The following is a 4458-nucleotide window of genomic DNA, read 5'->3' on the forward strand; positions in this document are numbered from 1 at the left end:
CTCCAGAAAAACTAGAACTGAGCAACGGATACTTGGGTTATGGTGGACAAGACCAACTTGGGTTTCATTTGTCTGTTCTCACCAATATGGGATTGTTGACAGCAGTTCGACATACAAATTTGTCGCTGTGGCTAGAAGCACTCAAAGATGTGGTGAGGGAAAAACTACCGACTGTCAACGCCCAACCAGAAGTAGCAGAAGCAATGCTCAATCGATTTAATCGTGCGATTGCAGACTTGGAGGCAGTGATTGAGTATCTGGAACAATAAAATCTTGAATTTGAACGATGTCTACGACGATGCTCTTGTCAAACATCAGGTGTAGGGCTACGCCCCGGTGGAGGCGATGGTCTCCGACCGACCGGAGGCGATCGCATCTAACAACAATAATCCCATTTGCTTCAATAAAGCAGTGTTTCCATCAGGGCAACCATGTTGAATTAGGCACTTGGCACAGCCAGTATCACAATTACAATCTCGTGCGATCGCCTTAGCAGCACCAGCAAGTTTTGGCAAATGCTTAAACACAGCTTCAGCCGCACCATTACCACCATCACTGGTATCACAGAAATAGCCTGTGTAATTGTTATTTTCCCCTAACTCCTTCACTACTGTAAAATTCACCTGTTTTGGGTCAACTCTAGCCACCAGTTGTAACGCTCTCATAATTTGATGCCCAAAGCTGTGGATAGCAATTAAGGGACTGGAATATTCCCACAACTGTTGATAGCCAGGGGGAATCGGTTCTCCACTGCGGGTAAGACTAGTTCTAGTTTCCTTGGCAAAGTCTTGGAGATATTCTCGCGCACTTGAGTTTATCGCTACTTTGACCATTGGTGCTGAAAATTGTGTACGAAAAGGCTGCTCAAACTTTTCTTCTGACAGGGTTTTCACAATTACAGCTTTGCGTGTGAGTTTGCTACAAAGTGGACAACGACGTTCTTTAGGTAGCAGCTCTTTGTAGTTAAGACACCGCTTGTTCAGGCAAGTCTGCTCATAGATTTGGGTCATTAAACTGTAACCACTGGTAATGTGCTTAACCTCACCAAAACTAAGTTCCAGGATTAAGTATTCCTTACAGTCATCAACATCACTGACTTGAGAAAACAGCAATGGTAACTTCACCGGATCTGTCAGCACTGTTAGGCTACTGGTTTCTGATTCTGTAACTGCAACTGTAAACAGTGAGCTATCTGCTATCTGTTTTAATATTGCTTGCTTGCTGTTCAAGTCAAGGGAAATGCACTGATAAGTCAGCATTCGTCCATTGGTATCTTGTCGTTTGTAGATGGCTTGGGGATGGACTTCCCGGCGAGCAATATCTTCTGAGATTTCCTCTAGTTCTTCGCTAGTTTCTGCATCTACTAGCTTGATGGTAGTTTGGGATAAGCCACCCCGAAAGTTAACATCTTTATGGGGATAGCCTTTTGCCCACAGTCCATTACGACCTTTATTTAGATGCCCTTGGGCTAACAAGAGTTTTGCTACCTCGTAAGCGGCTGTGCCAAAGTAGTGCTTGATTTTATTAGTAGGAATACCAGTTTCTGCGGCTGCACACATCAAATGTTTGGCAGCAAAGATGGGATATTCGTCATTAAAAAACACTTCCTCAGCTTCTGGCGATACCAGCATTTCTGGATGTTCTGCTACATAGCAGTCAATGGGATTGAGAGCATTGGGAAGCAGCACTGTCAGTCCAGACTGAGAACGTCCGGCGCGACCACTGCGTTGCTGGTATGCCATTTTGGAACCTGGCCAGCCACGCAAAATGCAACATTCTAATTCTGGTAGGTCAATTCCGGCTTCTAATGCTTCTGTGGCAATTGTTCTTGATTTATACAACCTTCCAGAATGGCGGGGTATGTGCTGAGAGTTTTGCCACTGGCTGTGGGAGAGGTGAGGATTAAACTTTTACCTTGTCTAATTGCTTGTAATGCTTGAAGTTGGTGAGAGTAAAGTTGGGTGATTCCTAATGATTGAAGTGCTTTAATCAATTTATTTGGTAGGTCCTTAGGAATATTTTTCAGATTAGGTTCTGTGGCAGGGATAGTCTGTTGCCAGAGTAAATCTTCACCTAGAAATTCAGTAATATTTGTTGGTTCAGTAGGATGGTTATTTGAGTTGGAATATTCTGTAATGGGTGTACTAGGTGGTGTCCAAAAGCTTTGTAGCAGGGCATTGTAGTTGGGCGTGGTCATAGTCGTAGTCTTCGCTCACTGCCCTAAAAAATCCCCCATTGGGGGAGTGATATTAAATTAGGATAGGTAAGCTCGGAATCCACATAGTCAGTCTCCTGTCAGTGCGTAAATTATGAAAGTATCGAAATAATAGATAGCACAATTTTAATGAATTTAAGAAAAATAAATACATATAATGTAAATAATTTAAGAGGTGATTCTATAAAACTATCGTTAGGTAACAATATAAAAATTGAAGCAAAAGTTTATCGCTGAACTGAACAAATAAATTGAGTTATCACTTTAATAATAAATTCGTAATTTCTGTGTACCGTAAATAAAACAAGACGGAATAATTTTTCCTTGGTTACAGCTACTTTCACGCTACTCTTACTAAGAACAGTAAGAGTTTTTTATGTATCTGCTAGTTCATCTACTGTACAGACGATAGGATTGAGGTAGACAATTTTCTTTTGACATTGTTTGGCATATTTAACAACATCTGCTGTACCTCCCAAACCTCTAGAAGGTTTACCATCCCAAACAGCTACAAGAAAATCAACTATACCCACAACTTTTTTTCCAGCTTCAAAATATGACTCTTCATCTGAAGCCATTTGCGGAAGAATATTGACTGTCGTAGCTTTATCAAGTAAACAATGATATTTCTGACGTTCATATCCTTCTGAAAACTTGAACTCATATTCATTAAAAGGAATAATTATTGCGAGACTTCCGCCATGCTCCAAAACAGCCTCAGCAAACAATTGATCAGCCCCAATAGCAAGTGAGGTGACTCCAGTAAATGGTTTAGGACATTGAGCAAGAATTTTGTTAAACTCTAACTTTACCCAATTCCAATTTGTGGAGTCTTCAAGTTTTTGGTGTCCTGTAATACCAATTTTCATCAGTTTTAGAAATTCATTTAAATTTTGTGATTGTAAACAAGCCACCAGTATTCACGTCCGCGTGGTGTAAGTTGTACAGTATGGCTTTTTCGTGCTGTCCAAAATAGTTGTTCGCCGGGTATTGAAGGTTTCAGCAGACCAGCGTCGCGATACTCTTTAAGAAGTTGTGCGATAGCTACTTTTTCCTCATTTACAGGTTCATGGACATTTCCATGCTCATCTTCAGGTTCATATTCCTGATCTAGTTGATACTGGTAATCCTGTTTTGGAAAAAGCTCCAAAAGCTTATATAACTTGAGACGATCAATAAGAGGCGCACATTCACGAACTACTGTTACCCCTGTTGCATATGATTTGTAGACTGGACGTTGATCCCAAGAACCAAATCTTCGCTCTATGTATGCATAAATTGACGAGGCAGTGACCCAACCCATATGGTCAGCTGCCCCTCCCTCTAGAGCATCCAGGACTGCTGCTGTAAATAAACCATGTCCACCTGCTTCAATAGAGACTTGAGACTCACGAGACGCAGCTAGAACTGTCATATCCTCTCTTAGAACAGCTAGAGGATTATTGCCATTGCCAGACTTCAAAAGGGAAGGGTTTGCTATATCTCCACTGTGGCAACAGTCTAAGATGATAAGAATATCACTTGCTTTAGATTCGGATGCCATTTGTACTATTTCTTGCATTGGCACGCCCCAGTCATCTTTAGTGGCATCGCAAGTACATAGATATCCTCCAAATGAAGTCAGAACCCCATGTCCTGAGAAATAGAACAATATGTCCCCTCTGAAATCACTGGAAAATAGCTTTTGGCAAGCTTCTCGTAGCTTAGAACGTGTAATTGGTTGTCCATTTTCCATTTTGTCGAGTAAAGTTCGACATTCATAGTTAGGCTTACCATCTTGATTTCGCTGAAGCAACTTATTCATAGCAGTTGCATCTGCCACACATCCAGCTAGATTTGATGTATGTTGATATGTGTCAATTCCTATTAGAAGAGCACGTTTAGGCATAACTCAATTCCTGCTTCTTCCATTTACAAGCTGTTGATAAATGAAGCAATGCTTGTCCAACTCCACTCAACTACTCTATAACCAGCGAGTTCTAGTGGAATAGCGCCCTTATCATCCTTTTGGACATGAACTCCTAGTATTGGAATTCCCTCTTCATCAGCACATTTCATCTCCCACCTCGCACCGTCTGCGTTACGAGTTTTCTTGCTGATAAGCGCAATCATCCCATCACATCCTTTAATTTTTATACGGCAACGGGTTTTCCACGAATTGTCCCACGGTTCCTTAACCGACATATCGGTTTCAATCGCAACTCTTCCGCCGGAGGCTTTCGGAGTTTCAGCTGCAGGAGCCT

General features: G+C 41.6%; 6 protein-coding genes. 1 reads left to right on the forward strand and 5 read right to left on the reverse strand.

Translation table 11 applies throughout. The features are described from left to right. The coding region (locus LC574_RS28160) for a hypothetical protein (protein ID WP_229456959.1) at positions 1–269 on the forward strand (269 nt) is incomplete at its 5' end. Positions 270–326: 57 nt separating this feature from the next. Here the strand turns inward: LC574_RS28160 and LC574_RS28165 are convergent. From LC574_RS28165 to LC574_RS28185, 5 genes are all read right to left on the reverse strand, one after another. Continuing rightward, the gene (locus LC574_RS28165) at positions 327–1841 is read right to left on the reverse strand and encodes a Zn-binding domain-containing protein (protein WP_229456960.1); all 1515 of its coding nucleotides are present in this window, start codon (positions 1839–1841) and stop codon (positions 327–329) included. Then, a complete protein-coding gene (locus tag LC574_RS28170) occupies positions 1805–2197 on the reverse strand; it encodes a hypothetical protein (protein WP_229456961.1) in 393 nt (130 codons plus the stop codon). Before LC574_RS28170 ends, LC574_RS28165 begins: the two co-directional genes overlap by 37 nt. Positions 2198–2589: 392 nt before the next feature. Beyond that, positions 2590–3084 (reverse strand): hypothetical protein, encoded by a 495-nt coding sequence (locus LC574_RS28175; protein WP_229456962.1) that lies wholly within the window; start codon positions 3082–3084, stop codon positions 2590–2592. A 17-nt stretch (positions 3085–3101) separates the two neighbouring features. After that, complete coding sequence (locus LC574_RS28180) at positions 3102–4103, reverse strand: caspase family protein (protein WP_229456963.1); 1002 nt, start codon at positions 4101–4103, stop codon at positions 3102–3104. A 23-nt stretch (positions 4104–4126) separates the two neighbouring features. Next, the coding region (locus tag LC574_RS28185; RefSeq protein WP_229456964.1) for a hypothetical protein at positions 4127–4458 on the reverse strand (332 nt) is incomplete at its 5' end.

Origin of the sequence: Nostoc sp. CHAB 5715 (genome assembly GCF_020829685.1) — a bacterium.
In the GTDB taxonomy this organism is placed as follows: Bacteria; Cyanobacteriota; Cyanobacteriia; order Cyanobacteriales; family Nostocaceae; genus Nostoc.